This window comes from Deltaproteobacteria bacterium (genome assembly GCA_003696105.1).
GTDB lineage: Bacteria > Myxococcota_A > Polyangia > Haliangiales > J016 > J016.
In genome coordinates this window covers 1-2,892 of the sequence record RFGE01000171.1, presented here as the reverse complement: position 1 = coordinate 2,892, position 2,892 = coordinate 1, and the positions used below count along the sequence as shown (strand labels likewise).

Here is a 2,892-nt window from a genome sequence, read left to right as displayed (position 1 = left end):
GTGCAGGCCGCCAATGACATGCTCATGCGGCTGATGGCAATGTAGCGCCGGCCGTGGGCGCCGCGGAGTCCCGAGCGCGCGGGGGCCCCGGAACGTCGGGCCACGCCGGGATCGGCGCGAGGCGGCGCACGGTCGCGGATGGGCGAGTGGGTGCGGCGACGTGCGCGCGTCCGTCCGATGGACCGCGACGAGCGGGCGCGGTCGGTCCGACAGCGATGCGCGGCGCGCATCGTCGACGCGCGTCGTCGACGGCGTGGCGGCCCGCGAGATCGGGGGCCGGACGCGGAGCGCCGGCGATGTCGCGGGCGACGGCCCGCGCGCGGCGGCCCTGGTCCGACGCGACCGGACCGGTCGGCGGCCGCGTGCGTTTCCGGGCCGACGCGCGGCGCCGGATCGGCCGGCGTTCGCCGCGCGAGCGCCGGCCGCCGCGCTCGAATCCCGTGCGCGGCGCGGGATCTGGACGGGCCGGCAGCGCCGTCGTCGCGCGGCAGCGGTGCATCGAGCCGGCGCAACTCCCCGCGCGGCAAGGTGGGCGGGGACCCGCGCGCCGTCGTCGCGCGGCAGCGGTGCATCGATCCGGCGGTCGGCCTACCTGGCGGCGGCGCATCGATCCGGTGGTCGGGCCGACCTGGCGGCGGCGCCGCCGTCGCCCCGCGCCCCGCGCGAACCGCCAGCGGCGCGGGGGCGCGACGAGTAGCGACCGGTCTCGGAGCCGTTCACCCGCAGCGCGCGCAGCCGATTCGGGCGACGGCCTTCGCGACCGGTGACCGCGAGGTCGCGGTGCCCGTACGCGCGCGTCCAGATCGCTCGTGGTTGTACTGATCACGCTGTAGTTTCCGTGATATACAAGCTTCCGGGTCTCATGCCCCGACCGGGCGATCGACGTCGCCCGGGGGGAGGCCCGTGTCGTCACAAGCAAAGAGGGCCGACCGCCGATGGAAATTCGCAGCGAGTTCAAGGAGCGACTGCGCAGGTACCGGGATTGGAATCAGGCCATCGACGATCTCGAGCGCGAGCTCGATCAGATCGACGATGTCGCACGTCGCTCGGAGCTTCTATTCGATCTCGCCGTGCTGACCGAGGAGGTCGTACCGGAGCGCGATCGCGCGCTGGCGCTGTACCAGCGCGCGTGGAAGATCTATCCGGCGAACATCAAGGCGCTGGAGCGGGCGCGCGAGGTCTACCGAGAACTCGGTCGCCTGGAGATGGTCGCGAAGGTCGGCGAACTGCAGCTCAAGGCGGCCGGCGATCCGCGGGCGGCGGCCGAACTGGCCGCGCTCGTCGGCGAGGCGCACCTCGACTGCGGCAACCGGGACCGCGCGGTCTCGTTGCTCAAGACGGCGCTGGAGGTCGACCCCGATTCGGTGCGCGTTCGCGACGCGCTCGCCGCGGCGGAGTACGACCCGGAGCTGTGGGCCGATACCGTGGATCGACTCGTGGCCGAGGCGGACAAGGCCGATTCCACGACGGCCGCGCGCATGCTGCTTCGCGCCGCGCGCATCGTCCGCAACGAGGGCGGCGACGAGGACACGTACGAGCGGCTGCTCAAGCGGGTGCTCGAGTTCGACCCCCAGAACGAACACGCCAACTTTGCGTACGAGTTGCTCCTGGCGCAGCGCGAGCGCTGGGACGACCTGGAGCAGCTCCACGAAAGGCGCGCCTATGCGGCCGCGGACGATGCGACGCGCGCGGCGCTGTACCGCAAGTTTGCGCTCGAGTGGGTCCAGCGCTTCAAGGACCGCGTACGCGCCGCCAAGTTCTTCGCCAAGGCGATGGAAGCGGCGTCGCAAAACGGCGCGCCGCCTCCGCCCGCGCAGGTCGCCGCGTTCCACCTGGTGCGCGAAATCTTCGGGGGATCCAACGAGTGGGAGCGCGTGTTGGCCCTCACCGACGCGATGCTCGGCCACCTGGACGACGACCGCAAGCTATACATGGCGCTTCAGGCGGGCCTGATCGCGTGGCGCGAAATGGGGGATGTCGAGCGCGCGCGCAAGTACTTCGACGTCGTGCGCCAGCTCGATCCGGATGCGCCCGAACTCGCCGACTTCGATGCGGCTGCCGGGCCCGCGGCAGAGGCCGCCGAGCCGGCCGCGTCGGAGACCGAGCCGCCGGCCGGGCCGGAGACCGACGCGGAGGCGACGCAGGGGGCGGCCCCGGACGCGGAGTCGACGCCGGCGGAAGCGAAGCCGGCGTCGAAGCGCAAGAAGCGCCGGCGCAAGGACGACGCGGTCGCGGCGGATGGCGATGCGGCACCCGCGGCCGCTGACGCGGGCGCGGCGGCGCCGGACGCGGGGCAGGCGGTCGACTCGGATCGCACGCCGCCGCCCGTCGCCGACGAGCCGGATGGCGCCGAGGAGATCTCGGACGAGCAGCGCGCGGCGATCGATGCGGCGCGCGCGCTCGAGGCCGAGGGGGCGCCGCCCGACAAGGTGATCGATGCCTGGCGCAAGGCGATCGCCGTGGATCCGTCGACGCGGGCGCCGCGCCGGGAACTGGCCCGCGTGCTGCGCGACAACGCACGGTGGAACGCGCTGGTCGAGGCGCTCAAGGACGAGGAGGCGCGCGCCGCGAAGACGACCGAACAGAAGGTGCGCGTCCTGCGCGAGCTGGTCGACATCTATCGCGACCAACTGCGGCTGGACGTCATGGTGGTCAATACGCTCAACCAGATCCACCAGCTTCAGCCGGACGACGTGGCCACGCTCGATGCGATGGCGGCGCAGTACGAGTCGATGAAGCGGTGGCCCGATCTGGTCAACACGCTGAACAAGAAAGCGCCGCTCGTCCCGGATGTCGCAGAGCGGGTCGCGCTTCACCTGCGCATCGCGAACTTGTACCTCGAACGGTTTTCGAACCAGGCCGAGGCGATCAAGGCGTTCGAAGCGGCTCTGG

At 72.4% G+C, this 2,892-nt stretch carries 2 protein-coding genes; both read left to right on the top strand.

Going from position 1 to position 2,892, the window contains the following annotated elements:
* Positions 1-160 precede the first annotated feature (160 nt).
* Positions 161-697, top strand: coding sequence for a hypothetical protein (locus tag D6689_11430; GenBank protein ID RMH41317.1), 537 nt, complete (start codon positions 161-163; stop codon positions 695-697).
* 238 nt (positions 698-935) lie between these two features.
* A partial coding sequence (locus D6689_11425) for a hypothetical protein (protein RMH41316.1) occupies positions 936-2,892 on the top strand: 1,957 nt, incomplete at its 3' end.